Genomic DNA, 14,307 nt, shown 5'->3' with positions numbered 1-14,307 from the left:
GCAAGACTATTTCTTCCCGAAACGGTTCTTCAGTGTCAGGTAGTCGATGTAGTAGAGTAACTTAACCGATAACAGGTTGGATTGCGGCGATGTGAACGTGTGATTGACGTTATCGAAATAACGGTCTTTCGGGTAGTTGGTCTCTTCCAGAAAGGCATCCTTCCAAACTATAGATAGCTCACTGCCCGGCGCAAACCACCACGAGTATTCAAGGTCCATGGTAAAGGAGTTGAAATTACGATCGTGCACTTCGTCATAGTTGGCAGGGTCATAGTCTGAGGTTAATAAACGGCCATTCTGCAACAACTCAAAATACTTATGGTAAGCCGCCTGCGACCAGTTATGCCGTGCCAGCAATGTGAGCGACATCTTGTTGTTAAAAATGTATTGCGCCTCCAGCGAGTTCGACACATTATCCACGTCCCGAAGACCGAAGATAATTTTATGGCCAACTATAGGTGTAGGGTCTGTTTTGCCTTGCCGGCCTTTCAGGTTAATGGCATAGCCCATCTGGTCCAGGTTGTAGCCTTTGTTAAACCGGTACACCACCAGTAACCTGTCGTTTGGCCTGAAGCGTGGCGAAACACCAAAACCGAAGTTCCTGCGATTGTTCTCGTCAAACCAGCGGTAGTCCATGCTCACATCCAGGGCAAACCTCTTGCTATAGTTCGACGACAGGTAACCACCAATGCTATAGTTTACCGGGTACTCGTAATACCAGCCGCTCACACGGGGTTCAAAAAAATCATAGGTAAGCACCGGCTCAAGGTTCATGTACAGGCCAGCCCCCAGAAAATTCTTAAACGTACCATTCACATTGCTATAGATCGCAAAGTTCTGGAAGTCGCCGGAATCGTGGCGGCGCGCGTGAATTGCACCAATGTTTGTGTAAAGGTTCAGCAGTTTCCAGAATGGCTGGTAGAAATTGTACTGCAGGTTAAGTGTTTGCTCCGATAAGTTGTTGTAGAAGTTTATTCCCATGTCATTGGGGTCGTAAGTATCGGACTTTACAACGTGGTTTAAACTATAGGTAAAATTACCGCTGGTTTTGCCTGCCCCAATGCTATAGGTGTAGCCCAGATCAGTTTCGGAGGTATGATATTGCTGGCTGAGGGCAAAATTACCATCTATCGCAAACTTGTTGCCTTTGGTATTCAGGCGGAAAAGCAGGGCGCTCAGGTTGGCATCGTAGGTGCTGCCCTGCCGCATAACGTTGGTGTTTACAAAAGTAACGTACGAGTTGTTTTTCAGAGACTGGTCCAGCACAGTTACGTTATAGTTGGTCAGTGGCTGGGTTTCGCGCTCAAAGGTGTCTCCGGTCAGGGTATCGCGCAGGGTGGCATACGAGCGGCCTATTACGGCATTAAAAATACCCACACCAAGCCCTGCCCTAGTACGTCCCGATACTTTGGTGCCGTTTATCATCCTTGTTTCAACCGGATTCTCGGATACGACCACGTGCTGGGGCAAGGTCTCGTTATCTATGTGAAAATTTACAGGCCTGCCACCAATACGGCGCGAGTAAAAAAAGCCGCCTTTGTTAAACAGCTCGGTCCCTTCCAGAAAAAATGGCCGGTTCTCGTTGTACTGTATCTCAAACGGCGAAAGGTTCAGCACCTGGTTATCAGACTGTACCTGGCTGAAGTCCGGCACCAGCGTCATGTCCAGGGTAAAAGCATCACTGATTCCATATTTCAGGTCCATGCCGCCGCTAAAGTTAAGTTCTCTCTCAAAGGTGGTTTCGTCGGAGCCAACGGGCTGCACCGGGTAGCTTTTTGCCACCGCAGAAATATATGGCGTAAACGATAAACGGACCGGCGGTGTGATGTTTTTAATGCCATGCAGCAAGCCCCACTGGTTTACAAAGCCATCTTTGGCGGGGTCAACGTGGTTCCAGAAATAGCCGCGCCGGGTGGCCTGCCGGTTGCGCATAAAGTTAAGCCCCCAGAGCTGTTCGGGCCTGGCACTGAAACGTATGGCGGAGTAGGGAATCTTTATCTCAGCTACCCAGCTGTTGCCCTCTATAGTTGCGGCGCTTTCCCAGACAGCATTCCAGCTAAAGTCTTCGCCGTTTGATGAGTAACGGGCATCCAACTGCACGCCGGCAGGGGTTATAAAAAAGCCGTAGCCGTTTATTTCATCTTTGTAGGTATCCAGAAATACGCCAAACCAGTCGGCATTGCCCAGGTCATCGCGCTCGCTCAGGCTTTTAAAAATGCTGTCGGGAGCGGCATCCTGCATCACGGCGCCAATGTAAATGGCTTCATCGTCGTATATGATCTTTACCAGCGTCGGGAAGCGTTCTTTCGGGCCCGGGTTGGGGCGGTTCTGGATAAAATCTGTCGCAACCTGGGCCTGCTCCCACATGGGCTCGGAGAGCACACCGTCTATCTCAGGTTTATCAGTAATGCGCAGCGCGGTAAGCTCTTTTTTAGGCGCTATAGTTTGCTTAGCGGCCTGCCCTTGTGCCAGCAGGCAACACAGGCATAGCATAGAGCACATAAAACCTGTCAGTAGGTGTTTCTTCATAGTTTATAGGAGCGGGTATATAATTTCTGAATACAAAGTTAGATTTTTACCGGTAAGCTTTTATCGCCTGATGCGATAAAGATGCAGTCGAAAGTCAAAAAGTTGCTTCGGTTTTCTGCCAACCGAAAAATAAAAAAGCCATACCCGCAGGCATGGCTCTTTAACTATAGTTACAGCTAATACTATAGGTCTTCTTCGCGCACCAGCATCAACACCGCCGACTGCGGTACTATAAAATATTTCTCGTTCAGGTAATTGATCTCTACTGCATCGCGTTGCAGGTAAATGGCCAGGTCGCCTTCTTTGGCCTGTAGCGGAATGTAGCGTACGTTCTCAGCATCTTCGCCCCAGATCTCTTCGTCCAGGCCATAGTCGGTAGGTACAGGGTAGCCGGGGCCGGCTTTCATAATGTAGCCTTCCTGCACCTTTTCTTTTTCCTGCACACCAGGTGGCAGGTACAGGCCGCTTTTAGTCTGCTCGCGCGCTGATTTGGGTTTTATAAGAACACGGTCTCCAACTATAATAATTTTCTCCAGTTTGTTCTTTTCTGAAATTCTCATGGGTAAGCTATGCATTAAATAGGGTCGGCAATTACTTTAAAACGGATCTCTGCCTCCAGTTTAAGATCTTTGGGTACAGCTTTGCGCAGCCTTGCCCGGGTGTGGATGGTATAGGCTTCCTTTTTCAGGTACTCGTCCAGTTTGGTGTTGGTCAGGTTTAGGGTAAGGATGGTATCGTTTTCGGCAACACGCTCTAAAAAGGCCACGCGCACTTCGTCCAGTTCCTCCGCAGACATGTACACGTCCACGCTCTCCAGAAACCCGAACTCTCTCACAACGGTGTCCGCTATCGTCAGCCCAAACTTATCCAGTGTTATGTCCTGCACCAGCTCGGCACGGGTATGGTTCTGCATAAAGGTGGTATCGGCGTTGGTAACTATAGTTGTAGGGCCTAACTCGGTTACCGTGCCTACCGGCGTGCCGGGCGTTACCTGCAGGTCTGCTTTTTTGTTGATGTAGAACACAAACCGCTCGTCCAGCGAATCGCAGGCAGAGGCCGCAACTATAAGCAGCAACAAAACTGCACCGAAGTATTTTTTCATGGAAAAGGAAATAGCGTAAAAAGGGCCGGACTTACTTTCTGAAAAGCAGTTCCGGCCCGCAAAGTTATAGTTTAATCCATCATATCAGCCGGGCGCGGACCGTTGGTGTCGTGGTTTTCGCTCCAGCTCATCGGGTAATTTTTGTCCATCAGGCCGGCGGCATACTCGGTCAGGTGCAGCGGCTTAAAGGTGTCGATCATCACAGCGTATTCGTGGGTCTCTTTTTTGCCGATGCTTGCCTCTACCGTGCCCGGGTGCGGGCCATGCGGAATGCCGCCCGGGTGTATGGTAAACGATGCCCTGTCTACACCTTTGCGACTCATAAAGTCCCCTTCCACATAGTACAGCACCTCGTCGGAGTCTACGTTGGAGTGGTTGTATGGCGCCGGTATAGCCAGCGGGTGGTAATCGAAAAGACGTGGCACAAACGAACAGATCACGAAGTTATGCGCCTCAAAGGTCTGGTGTACGGGAGGTGGTTGGTGCACGCGGCCGGTTATCGGTTCAAAATCATAGATAGAGAAGGCATACGGGAAAAAGTAACCATCCCAGCCTACGGCATCAAACGGACTGAACTCATAGTAGTACTGGTGCAGGTAACCTTCTTTTTTTATCTGCACGCGGTACTCGCCTTTTTCGGTTTCGGTTATCAGTTCCATGGGCGGGCGCATGTCGCGCTCACAAAACGGCGAGTGCTCCAGCAACTGGCCAAAGTGGTTGCGGTAACGGCGCGGCGTTTCGATCGGGCTGTGGCTCTCAATAATCAGCAGGCGCACATCGCCTTCATCGAACCTGAACTTATGGATAACCGTGCGCGGAATAACCAGGTAATCGCCGGGCTTGAACGGGATGCGGCCCATCTGGGTAAGCAGATCGCCGCTGCCATCGTGCACAAACACCACCTCGTCGCTGGCTGCATTTTTATAGTAGTAGTTCATGTCGCGCTCGCTCGGGTTGCAGATGCTGATGTCCACATCGTTGTTGAGCAGCACGGTTTTGCGGGCGTCCAGGTAATCGGTGCCGGTAACCTTTATGTCTAAAGTGCGCAGGTGGTGCGGGGCCAGTTTTATACCTTCGGCTATAGTTGGCTTAAACGGTACAGGCTCCTCTATGCGGCTTATTTTGGTGGGCGGGTTAATGTGGTACAGCAACGACGAAACACCACTGAAGCCCAGCGTGCCTACCAGCTGCTCGGCATACAGGCTGCCATCGGGCTGCCGGAACTGTGTGTGTCGTTTATGCGGGATCTCGCCCAGTTTATGATAAAATGCCATGCGTTACTGCTATAAGGTTATAGTAAGCTTTACAAATGTACAAATAATTACACACCGCCTTTAGCCAGTTTCTGTGCTTTGCCAAACTGCTTCATGGCCGCCTGAAACTCATCGTCTGTTTCGTGCAGCACCGGGTAAAAACCCTCGTTGCCGTAAACACTGCGGGCCAAAAAGGCTTTCAGGTTGTTGCGGATAATGTTTTTAGAACGGGCAAACTGGGCGGCGTCGTATTTCACGTCGTGCCTTGTGGCCAGCTTCACCACATCCTGCAGCATCTTGTCGGTCACATCAAACGATTTGCGGAACTGTGCCAGGCTCATTTTCTCCAGTTGGTTCTGGTTGGCCTTGTAGTAACTAAGGGCAAATTCGCGTAGCACACCTTTGCTGTATAGTTGGCTCAGGTATTCCGAAAACTCCGATGTATCCTGCGGCACAAACACATCCGGCATAATGCCACCGCCCCCATACACCACGCGCCCACGCGATGTCTTGAATTTCAGCGAATCTACAAACAGGCTGCTGTCGGGGTGGAAGAACTCGCCGCGCTCCAACCGGTTCAGCATATCTTTCTCATATTCATCGGTGCCCTTGGTGTAGGATTTCTGAATTGAGCGGCCGCTTGGTGTATAGTATCTCGATATAGTCAGGCGCAGCTCCGAGCCATCGTTCAGCGGAATTGGCATTTGCACCAGGCCTTTGCCAAACGAGCGGCGCCCAACGATAAGCCCGCGGTCATTGTCCTGTATGGCGCCAGCCACAATCTCTGAGGCCGAGGCACTGCCTTCGTCCAGCAGTATAACCAGCGGACCATTCTCGAAATCACCTTTGGTGCGGGCAAATGTTTTGGAGTCGTAGCGGGTGCCTTTGCCGTCGGTGTACACCAGTAGTTTGTTGCCGGATAAGAATTCATCGGCCATGCGGGTAGCGTGGTCCATGTAGCCGCCGGGGTTGCCGCGCAGGTCCAGTACCAGTTGGGTCATGCCTTTCTTTTTAAGGCCGGTAAGTGCCTGCTTAAATTCCTCAAAGGTATTGGCTGAGAAACGGCTCACTTTAATATAACCGGTCTTGTCGTTCACCATGTAGCTCACATCCACCGACACGGTTGGTATCTTATCTCGTTTGATGGTGAAAGGCAGCAGCTTCTCGTTATCGCCGCGCATAATGCCCAGCTTTACTTCCGAGCCTTTTTTGCCGCGCAGCCGCTTAAATACACCTTCGTTGGTAATGCCGGTGCCGGCCACGGTTTCGCCATTTACATTTATGATCTTGTCGCCGGCCAGCAGGCCTGCTTCTTCGGAGGGGCCACCGCTCAGCGGGGTAACCACATAAATGGTATCGTTAAAGATGTTGAACTCTACACCGATGCCTTCAAAATCGCCTTCGAGGTACGAACGGGCCATGGCCATATCCTTAGCCGGAATGTAAGAAGTGTGCGGGTCCAGTTTCTCCAGCATTTCGGTGATGGCATAGTCTGTCAGTTGCTCTACATCCACGGTATCCACGTAGTCGCGGTCTATGTAGCTTAGAATGTCGCGGAACTTGAGGTAGCTTTTAGCGGTATCCTGCGGGTTGGTAGAGGATGGGGCAAACGTATTGGCACCGATCAGTACACCAGCCGCCAGGGCCAGCGCAATAAACAGCGGCAACTTTATCTGAATAGGCGAATTACGGACTCTCTTCCTTTCTTCGTCGTGCGCGTTGTTGTTCATAGTTTTTCTTTACCTATAGGCGCTGCCCAGCCAGCCTGCCAGTGCCTGTTGCTATAAATATACGGAAGGGCTCCTTATCTATACAAATACAATATTAGCAAGGTTGCAGCGGCATAACTACCTGCGCCCTATGTTATTTGCATACATTACCTTATTAAGCCTGCCCGGCCACCGAAACGTATACCTGTAGTGCCGGCATACTACATGGCAGGCCGGCTGTTTTACATTATCACGCTTTTGCCTTGTGCTTCTATCAACAAAATACGTACTTAGGAGTTATACTTCAGAAATCATATATTTCATTTATCACTTAAACTATAAAACATGAAAATCACGAAAATGCTTCTGCCAGCACTTGTGGCTGCGGCGCCGTTCTTTTACAGCTGCCAGCAATCAACAGATGTTGTTGACTCCGGAACCTACCAGGGCACCATTCAGGAAGTAGAGCCTGATAAGGATGAGATCTATGTAAAAACAGACGATGGCAAAGTGCTGGAACTATACTTTACAGAAAATACTACCCTGACACATAACGGCGAAACTGTACCGTTCGACCACCTGAAAGAAGGCGGTAAGGTAGAGGTAGATGTTGAAAAGACAGGCCAGCGCCTTGATCCGAAAGCTGTAAGAATACTGGAATAACATGAACGAGCCAACCTTTTGGCGGACCGAGATCTGGCATCCGCTGAGCGTACATTTCCCGATAGCTATTCTGCTGCTGGCAACGCTGGCTAAAGTTGTCGCCCTTTTTGTGCGGGATGAACAGCATCTTTTCTGGCAAAAGGCTGGCTCTTACCTGCTCTACCTCGGCTTTTTTACTGCCTGGGTGGGCATTTACACCGGCGACATGGCCGATGGCATTGTGTCGCGCAAGATCTGCGACCCTACGGTTTTAAAGGACCACGAGAATGCAGCCTTCAACCTTGCCTATCTTTTTTCGGCGGCTGCGGTGCTGAACCTTTTGCTCGGTCTCGGCATCCTGAAAAACTGGTTGAAACCGGTCCGGATTGTAATAGTACTGCTGATGCTGGCAGGTTCCGGGTTCCTGACCTATGCCGGGCACCTGGGCGCGCAGGTGGTGTATAACCAGGCCGGCGGCGTAAACGTCCCTACATCCGACTGCGCCGGATTTGAATAAAATTGTATTGGAATACGTCACCACTAAATTGCACTGCCAACTTCTTCCTGTCAGTCAACCAGTATCAACCAACAATTTAAATCCTTACCTTTGCTGTATAAAAGCGAACGATGGGCAGGATACTGGCAATTGATTACGGAACAAAACGTGTGGGGCTGGCCGTTACAGATGTGCTGCAGATAGCAGCCAATCCACTGGATACGGTACATGCCAAAGATGCACTGGCTTTTATTAAGGCCTATGTGCAGCGCGAACCCGTAGAGGCTATAGTTCTGGGTATGCCACGCCGCCTTTCCGGCGAAGACTCTGATGCCACACAGCATGTGGTAGGGTTTATGCGTACACTGCAGCGGGAGCTCCCTGCTATACCGGTGCATACTATAGACGAGCGCTTTACATCTAAAATGGCGCAGGCTGCCATGCTGGCCGGCGGACTCAAAAAGAAGGACCGCCAGGACAAAGGCACCGTTGACCGTGTGAGTGCTGCCATTATTTTACAATCGTATTTAGAGAGCAAAAACATATTATGATCTACCCTATTGTAGCCTACGGCGACCCTGTACTGAAGAAAGAAGCAGAAGACATACCACAGGACTTCCCGGACCTGAAAGAGCTCATCGAGGACATGTACACTACCATGTACCATGCGCACGGCGTAGGCCTGGCAGCGCCGCAGATCGGTAAAAGCATTCGCCTGTTTGTGATAGACTCAGAGCCAATGATGGACGATGAGGACGAAGGCAAAGGCGTGAAGAAGGCATTTATTAACCCGGAGATAATTGAAGAGGACGGCGAAGAATGGGGATTTGAAGAAGGCTGCCTGAGCATACCGGGCGTACGCGAAACCGTATACCGCCCCGAGCGCATCGTGATCAACTACTTCGACGAAGACTGGAACGAGCACACCGATACCTATGATGGCATGACCGCCCGCGTTATCCAGCACGAGTACGACCACATCGAGGGCATCCTGTTCACTGACCACCTGAACGGCCTGAAAAAGCGCCTGATCAAAAATAAACTGGCCAAAATATCGAAAGGCGAAGTAGACGCGGACTATAAGATGAAATTCCCGGCTGCCGATAAGCGCCGCTAAACTATAAACTATAGTTTATAGTTTGATATAAACACCATCGCCTGCTATACAACTATAGCAGGCGATGGTGTTTTAAGCTTTAGCTAACTGTATAGTTAATATGCGTTGGTGTGGCAGAAAAAGTTATTCGCCGCTGTTTTGCTTTATAAAAGTCTTTATCTCCTGGTTCAGTAGCTGCTTATTTGTGTGCGAGCCGATCAAATGTCCTTCATCGGCGAACACTACAAGTTTAACCTGTTTGCCTGCTTCTCTGGCTTTGTTATAAAAGGCTACTGCGTTAAGGTCGTAGGGTATCTGGGTGTCTTCTTTGCCGGCAATAATCAGTAAAGGGGCTTTAAGCTGGCCAATATTCTCGAAGGGGGAGAAGGTTCTATATTTATCTTCAAGCTCAGCGGGCATTCCTCCCATGCCAAAAGGCAGACCAGCCATCGATTTCCGTTCTGCCTGTTTTATCCAGTCTGCGGCGCCATTTATAGCTATTCCTCCTGCAAACACCGACGAGTGCGTTAAATAATAATATACCATTGTAGCACCATGACTGTGGCCTAATGCCATTATTCTGCTCTTGTCTACGGGGTGCGTTTTGCCAAGCTCACGGATGAATTTCTCTGTGTCTTCGAGTTGCAGTTTGCCATAGTTATCCTGCTGCCGCTCATAGTCAATTCCTCTTGTGTTCGGGAAGGCGATGATGTAGCCCTGGTTGAGATAATCGAATACAACTTCGTTCAGAAAGTAGCCAAAGTCCGGGTAGGAGTTATTGTAGCCGCCGTATGGAATTACCAGCAGCGGATATTGCTTTTCGCCCGCTGACGTGAACGACTTAGGGAAATACACCTGGCTGGAAGTTGAATCGCCGTCTGTATTGGTGTACCAGTAAGTTAGGTGCCCGTATGCCTGCAAAGGGTTTTCGCTGCTAAAATTATGAATGGTTGTAGTGTTGCCGATGTCACTTTTGCCTACTGTTATGCTTGCCAGCGTTTTCGGTTGCTTCGGCGACTCAGTTACATAGTAAAGCTGGTCCCTTTTTGCAGCATTGTTATAAGCCAGGTACGCAGCTCCGTTTCCAGGTAATATCCTCTTCGTCTGGTCAGTAAAATTATAGATGCCTATTCTGTTGTTGCCGCTTTTTGTATCGGAATACAGCACACTGACACTGTTATAAAACGCAACAGGCTTTTCGGTGGAAGAGAGGTTGAGGTGCGGACCTTCTTTCAATCCTTCGCGCTTGTTAAAGGTCAGTAGTTTGCTGTTGTTTCCGCTATCAATGGCAAGAAGTTGAGAGCCTTTGCCAGACCATTGCAGTTCCGAAAAAAAGCAGTTGTTGTATAGTTCTGTTTCAGCAAGCGCCTTCCCGCTGCCAGCCTCTATTATAGTAACCCTGGACTGCGAAACATTGTCTGTGACCTGGTAAGAGGCATAAGCTACATACTTCTGATCTTTTGAAATCGCAACATTACTGACGTGCAACTTAGAATTGGTCAGCTGTTTGATAGCCCCGTTTTCCAGGTTCAGCCTGAAGAGTTGGATAGGCAATTTCTGGTTTTTAAGTTCAGCAGAGAAGAACAGTTCGTTTTTATTACTGACAGCAGTTTGCCGGATCAGGTAGAACTGAAATAACCAGAGCGAATCAAGGTATTGGTGTTGTACAAGCTTTGTAGCCTGTGCCTTGCAACTATAGACTTTAATCTGCTCGCCTTTCTCATAAACAAGGCTCTCCGAATCCGAGGTCCAGTTCAGGAACCTTTGGTTTCCGTTATCCCGTAAGCCACTGTCAACAAATACAGGCCTGTCTGCTGTAGCTATGCGCTTAATAAACAATGAGTCTGCATCTTTTATAAAAGCTATCTTCTTTCCATCACGGCTTAGCACTATATCAGAGATGCTTTGCGCACTTAACGCACTGCCGGTCAACAGCCAGAGGATAATACCCAAACCTATTTTCTTCATCAGGGAAATTTTATCGTGCTAACTCATAGCTAAACAAAAGCCTTTTCGTCTTATCAGCCATCAAGGCAAGTAAAGCAACTCAAACTATAGCGGCTAACTATAGCTACTATCAGAGCACTGTTTTTTTGCAATTATAAGGAGTACCAACTATAGCAGCTGGTGGTATTTGATCATGGGTAGATCATCAGGAATATAAACGCGAACAGGTTTACCAGCAGCACCACGCCATATACTACATTAGATTTGCCGCTGCTTAGGGCCAGCATCACAGTGAATACCGACAGCCCCAGCAGCACGATCGATTTAATATCAAGGCCTAAAATAATGGGCATTCCCATTATAATGCACACCACAGCCACACTGGGTATAGTTAGCCCGATACTTGCCAGCGCAGAGCCCAGCGATAAGTTTATGCTGGTCTGAAGCCTGTTTTTACGTGCGGCAATGATAGCGGCCATGGCCTCGGGCAATAAAATGATGGCAGCAATAACAACCCCAACCAGTGTTTTAGGCAAACTATAGCTGATGATAATGCTCTCGATGGTAGGCGACAATGTTTTGGCCAGCAGCACCACAATGCCTAAACTGACAAGCAGAAATACAAGGCTTATAATGAATACCTGGTTACTGATCACGATGGGTTCAGCGGCTTCTTCGTTTTCGTCGGCACCAATGGTCAGGAAATATTGGCGGTACCTCCTGGTTTGCGCAAACAGGAACGTGGAATAAATGACCAGGCAGGCGATGGAGGCGAAAATAAGTTGCGGATTAGAGTAATAGGATCCCTGCACACTTTCGGTAAAGGTAGGGAACACCAGCGTAAACACGATAATAGACACAAGCGAGATCAGGGCTATAGTTACGGAAGGCGCCGAGAAGTTCTGTTCGTAATGCTTTAACCCGCCTATCAGCAGGCAAAGCCCGATGATGCCGTTCAGGATGAGCATGGTAGCCGCATATACGGTATCCCGCGCCAGCGAAGCCGCCTGTTGCCCCTCCGACATCATCAGCGACACGATGATAGACACCTCGATAACAGTGATGGAAACCGCCAGAATAATGGTACCATACGGTTCTCCCACCCGCTCGGCTATGATCTCGGAATGGTGTACCGCCGACATAACACTGCCAATAAGCAGTACGCTTGCCACGATCTGAAAGAATGTGCTGTCATGTATAAGCCCCGAAAAGAACAGGAGCCAGGCTAACACCGGAAGGACGCTCGTCCATTGTAGAAATAATCGCATTGTTATAGTTTAGGTGTCGGTGTAAATTTAAGCGTTGTAATTATTTATTGTGTGTTGAATTATAGTATCCTGAACGAGACAAAGGCAGTCGCTGTTGACGGGATACTGCATAAAATCCGTTGTTTTGCCAGCAAAAGTCTGTTGTTGGCTATAGTTGCTTTTGTTTAGCTTTCAAACGCCTTCACACCCGATAGTTGCCAGTAGGCTTACTTAGTTGATCTCTATGTTAAATTCTTTTGCCTTTTGCATGAACAGGTCCAGCTGTCCTTTGTTCTTAAGCTCGCCATAAACTATAGTTATCAGTTTCTCGCTGTCCTGTTTGTAAGCAGAGCCTGCTTTTTCATACATCCGGTGCGCCGTAAACAGGTTATCCAGGGCATCGGCATAGTTTGCCTGCAGCATAAATATCTTACCGGCTCCAAAATATCCTTCCGGGTCATCCTGATACAGGTAAGCCAATTGCTTGTAGTGCTTCAGGGCGTTGTCGTAATCGTTTAAAAAGGTATAGGCAACTGCAATGTTCAGGTGGGCCAGGTTACCTTCCGGAAACACCTCCAGAGACTGTTGGTAATATTTTACTGCCTCTGCAAAATTTTCCTGCCGGCGGTAAGCAACTGCGATGTGGTCGATGGCATATACAAAGTTCCTGTCAAGCTTTACGGCTTTCTCAAACGCTTTTATGGCACCGGGGTAATCGCCGCGGTCCATCAGTTGGTTGCCGGTATCGTAGTGTTTGTTGGCCTTGCTGTTTGCCGATAGCTTGTAAAACTCCTTTGTTTTTCCTTCTACTACCAGGCGCCGCATGTTGTAGCAATAGTCTGGAAGTTGTTCTTTTACATCCTTAAAAACACCGGTAATGCCTTCTACTCTGCCCAGTGTTTCCCGCTCTTCGGCAGTGCCGGCCTGCATAACAGCAACCATGGCTTTGGTGGTACAATCCTGCAAACTATCCTGTAACTGCTGTAAGCTGGTAAGCTCACTCACACAATCGCATGTCTGTTGCATCACTTTCTCGGATAAGGTTTGCGCCTGCAGGTGTAGTGTCAGCAGGAGGCCGGTGGCTACTGTTATTAAGCGTTTCATGCCTGGGTTGGTTAAGGTTAGACTGATCAGAAAATCTGTTCCTAAATATAGGTTTTTTATTGTATTTGAGATCACACCCCGGCTTCTTCTGCCTGAAAACCGTATGGCACCAGTATGCATCTGACAATAAGAACTATAGTTGTATTTCTGTTTCTGCTGTTGCCGTTGCATGGCTATAGTTGGGGCTTTTATGCACACCAGCGCATCAACCGGCTGGCCGTGTTTGCCCTGCCTCCCGAAATGGTCGGGTTCTACAAAAAGCACATCCGTTACATTACCGAGAATGCCGTAAACCCCGACAAGCGCCGCTATGCCGTGGAAGGCGAAGCACCCCGCCACTACATTGACCTGGACGAATACGGCGACAGCGCTCTGTACAAACTGCCCCGTTACTGGCAGCCCGCTGTAGCACAGTTTACCGAAGACACGCTGATGGCCTACGGCATTGTGCCCTGGCACATCAACTTTATGAAGTACCAACTCACGCAGGCTTTTAAAGAGCGCAACCTGGATAAGATCCTGCGGCTTTCGTCGGACATTGGCCATTACATAGCCGATGCCTGCGTGCCGCTGCACACTACCAGCAACTATAACGGACAGCTTACCGGGCAACGTGGCATTCATGCGTTCTGGGAGTCGCGGTTGCCGGAGCTGTTTTCGGATAACTATGACTTTTTTACAGGGCCCGCCCAATACATAGAGCACCCACAGTTAAAAGCCTGGGATCTGGTAGCCAGCGCCCATACCGCCCTGGACTCTGTGCTGCATTTTGAGCGACAGCTTACCCGCGAGTTCGACGAAGAGAAGAAGTATAGTTTCGAGCTCCGCAACAACCTGACCACCCGCGTTTACTCCCGCCAATTTTCGGAGGCCTATAGTAAGCGGCTGAACGGGCAGGTAGAGCGACAGATGCGCTTAGCCATACAAGCCGTGGCCAGTTACTGGTATACCGCCTGGGTAGATGCCGGCCAGCCCAGCCTTGGTACGCTTGCTACCTCGCTTACCCCCGAAGAACTGCACCGCCTGGAGATGGAGAAAAAAGAATACGAAACCGGCCCGCACCTGCCCCGCGAAGAAGGAAACTGACCGGAAAGTACACGCTGCAAACTATAAACCTGCTTACATATAAGCCCTTTAAACGATAGAAGGCTGCCAGCTATAGTTTCCGGCAGCCTTTTATCG

Annotated in this window: 13 protein-coding genes; 5 read left to right on the top strand and 8 right to left on the bottom strand. The window is 49.3% G+C overall.

Going from position 1 to position 14,307, the window contains the following annotated elements; translation table 11 throughout:
* Window positions 1–6: 6 nt before the first annotated feature.
* The 5 genes from H7F15_RS02130 to H7F15_RS02110 all read right to left on the bottom strand — a co-directional run bounded on the left by H7F15_RS02130 (window position 7) and on the right by H7F15_RS02110 (window position 6,614).
* Window positions 7–2,529: a DUF5916 domain-containing protein gene (locus H7F15_RS02130; protein ID WP_185195293.1), complete on the bottom strand. Its 2,523-nt coding sequence runs from the start codon at window positions 2,527–2,529 to the stop codon at window positions 7–9.
* 182 nt (window positions 2,530–2,711) lie between these two features.
* Window positions 2,712–3,089: a co-chaperone GroES family protein gene (locus H7F15_RS02125; protein ID WP_185195292.1), complete on the bottom strand. Its 378-nt coding sequence runs from the start codon at window positions 3,087–3,089 to the stop codon at window positions 2,712–2,714.
* A 14-nt stretch (window positions 3,090–3,103) separates the two neighbouring features.
* Window positions 3,104–3,631: a hypothetical protein gene (locus tag H7F15_RS02120; protein ID WP_185195291.1), complete on the bottom strand. Its 528-nt coding sequence runs from the start codon at window positions 3,629–3,631 to the stop codon at window positions 3,104–3,106.
* A gap of 71 nt (window positions 3,632–3,702) precedes the next feature.
* Entirely contained in the window at window positions 3,703–4,905 is a 1,203-nt protein-coding gene (locus H7F15_RS02115; protein ID WP_185195290.1) for a homogentisate 1,2-dioxygenase, read from the bottom strand.
* Window positions 4,906–4,952: 47 nt separating this feature from the next.
* Entirely contained in the window at window positions 4,953–6,614 is a 1,662-nt protein-coding gene (locus H7F15_RS02110) for a S41 family peptidase (protein WP_185195289.1), read from the bottom strand.
* A 324-nt stretch (window positions 6,615–6,938) separates the two neighbouring features.
* On the opposite strand from H7F15_RS02110, the gene H7F15_RS02105 reads away from it, so the two are divergent.
* The 4 genes from H7F15_RS02105 (at window position 6,939) to def (ending at window position 8,848) form a co-directional block, all read left to right on the top strand.
* Window positions 6,939–7,256 (top strand): hypothetical protein, encoded by a 318-nt coding sequence (locus H7F15_RS02105; RefSeq protein ID WP_185195288.1) that lies wholly within the window; start codon window positions 6,939–6,941, stop codon window positions 7,254–7,256.
* A gap of 1 nt (window position 7,257) precedes the next feature.
* Window positions 7,258–7,752, top strand: coding sequence for a DUF2231 domain-containing protein (locus H7F15_RS02100; protein WP_185195287.1), 495 nt, complete (start codon window positions 7,258–7,260; stop codon window positions 7,750–7,752).
* A gap of 110 nt (window positions 7,753–7,862) precedes the next feature.
* Complete coding sequence (ruvX, locus tag H7F15_RS02095; protein ID WP_185195286.1) at window positions 7,863–8,282, top strand: Holliday junction resolvase RuvX; 420 nt, start codon at window positions 7,863–7,865, stop codon at window positions 8,280–8,282.
* On the top strand, window positions 8,279–8,848 hold the full coding sequence (gene def / locus H7F15_RS02090) for a peptide deformylase (RefSeq protein ID WP_185195285.1): 570 nt from the start codon (window positions 8,279–8,281) through the stop codon (window positions 8,846–8,848). The genes ruvX and def overlap by 4 nt, the downstream gene beginning before the upstream one ends.
* Window positions 8,849–8,971: 123 nt before the next feature.
* Here the strand turns inward: def and H7F15_RS02085 are convergent, their stop codons facing one another.
* The 3 genes from H7F15_RS02085 to H7F15_RS02075 form a co-directional block, all read right to left on the bottom strand.
* The gene (locus tag H7F15_RS02085; RefSeq protein WP_185195284.1) at window positions 8,972–10,795 is read right to left on the bottom strand and encodes a prolyl oligopeptidase family serine peptidase; all 1,824 of its coding nucleotides are present in this window, start codon (window positions 10,793–10,795) and stop codon (window positions 8,972–8,974) included.
* 170 nt (window positions 10,796–10,965) lie between these two features.
* Complete coding sequence (locus H7F15_RS02080; RefSeq protein WP_185195283.1) at window positions 10,966–12,042, bottom strand: calcium:proton antiporter; 1,077 nt, start codon at window positions 12,040–12,042, stop codon at window positions 10,966–10,968.
* 210 nt (window positions 12,043–12,252) lie between these two features.
* A complete protein-coding gene (locus tag H7F15_RS02075; protein WP_185195282.1) occupies window positions 12,253–13,125 on the bottom strand; it encodes a tetratricopeptide repeat protein in 873 nt (290 codons plus the stop codon).
* Between the two features lie 114 nt (window positions 13,126–13,239).
* Between H7F15_RS02075 and H7F15_RS02070 the strand changes: the two genes are divergently transcribed.
* Window positions 13,240–14,211 carry a zinc dependent phospholipase C family protein gene (locus H7F15_RS02070; RefSeq protein WP_185195281.1) on the top strand — a complete coding sequence of 324 codons (972 nt, stop codon included), beginning with the start codon at window positions 13,240–13,242 and terminating at the stop codon, window positions 14,209–14,211.
* Window positions 14,212–14,307: the final 96 nt, after the last annotated feature.

Origin of the sequence: Pontibacter sp. Tf4 (assembly GCF_014212495.1) — a bacterium.
In the GTDB taxonomy this organism is placed as follows: Bacteria; Bacteroidota; Bacteroidia; order Cytophagales; family Hymenobacteraceae; genus Pontibacter.
The sequence above is the reverse complement of the archived record's forward strand: the minus strand, read 5'-3'. Positions and strand labels throughout refer to the sequence as shown.

What these genes read in the sequence shown, in the direction of transcription:
- H7F15_RS02130 (WP_185195293.1), bottom strand. Translation starts at nt 2,529, where the DNA reads ATGAAGAAACACCTACTGACAGGTTTTATGTGCTCTATGCTATGCCTG.
- H7F15_RS02125 (WP_185195292.1), bottom strand. Translation starts at nt 3,089, where the DNA reads ATGAGAATTTCAGAAAAGAACAAACTGGAGAAAATTATTATAGTTGGA.
- H7F15_RS02120 (WP_185195291.1), bottom strand. Translation starts at nt 3,631, where the DNA reads ATGAAAAAATACTTCGGTGCAGTTTTGTTGCTGCTTATAGTTGCGGCC.
- H7F15_RS02115 (WP_185195290.1), bottom strand. Translation starts at nt 4,905, where the DNA reads ATGGCATTTTATCATAAACTGGGCGAGATCCCGCATAAACGACACACA.
- H7F15_RS02110 (WP_185195289.1), bottom strand. Translation starts at nt 6,614, where the DNA reads ATGAACAACAACGCGCACGACGAAGAAAGGAAGAGAGTCCGTAATTCG.
- H7F15_RS02105 (WP_185195288.1), top strand. Translation starts at nt 6,939, where the DNA reads ATGAAAATCACGAAAATGCTTCTGCCAGCACTTGTGGCTGCGGCGCCG.
- H7F15_RS02100 (WP_185195287.1), top strand. Translation starts at nt 7,258, where the DNA reads ATGAACGAGCCAACCTTTTGGCGGACCGAGATCTGGCATCCGCTGAGC.
- ruvX (WP_185195286.1), top strand. Translation starts at nt 7,863, where the DNA reads ATGGGCAGGATACTGGCAATTGATTACGGAACAAAACGTGTGGGGCTG.
- def (WP_185195285.1), top strand. Translation starts at nt 8,279, where the DNA reads ATGATCTACCCTATTGTAGCCTACGGCGACCCTGTACTGAAGAAAGAA.
- H7F15_RS02085 (WP_185195284.1), bottom strand. Translation starts at nt 10,795, where the DNA reads ATGAAGAAAATAGGTTTGGGTATTATCCTCTGGCTGTTGACCGGCAGT.
- H7F15_RS02080 (WP_185195283.1), bottom strand. Translation starts at nt 12,042, where the DNA reads ATGCGATTATTTCTACAATGGACGAGCGTCCTTCCGGTGTTAGCCTGG.
- H7F15_RS02075 (WP_185195282.1), bottom strand. Translation starts at nt 13,125, where the DNA reads ATGAAACGCTTAATAACAGTAGCCACCGGCCTCCTGCTGACACTACAC.
- H7F15_RS02070 (WP_185195281.1), top strand. Translation starts at nt 13,240, where the DNA reads ATGCATCTGACAATAAGAACTATAGTTGTATTTCTGTTTCTGCTGTTG.